General features: G+C 38.2%; 1 protein-coding gene. It reads right to left on the bottom strand.

The annotated features are described in order from the left end of the window. The coding region (locus H5202_RS23900) for a hypothetical protein (protein WP_182774183.1) at positions 1 to 207 on the bottom strand (207 nt) is incomplete at both ends.

Below are 207 nucleotides of genomic sequence, written 5' to 3'. Positions count from 1 at the left end.
GATACGTCAACTACAGTCACTAAATAACCATCGACTCCAGCACTTGATTTCATTTGAGACTGAAAGACTTCGTAAAAGCTTACACCAACACTTTGAGGGACTGTAACAATGTACTTTAATGCATCTGAGGTAATGTGACGGTGATGATTTACAATTGCATTACTGAGTTCTACAGGGAAAATGGTCGAAATATGCATGCCTTTAACA

This window comes from Shewanella sp. SG41-4 (genome assembly GCF_014164505.1).
Lineage (GTDB): Bacteria > Pseudomonadota > Gammaproteobacteria > Enterobacterales > Shewanellaceae > Shewanella.
Note: the sequence above shows the minus strand (reverse complement) of the source record. Positions and strands in the feature narration are given on the sequence as shown.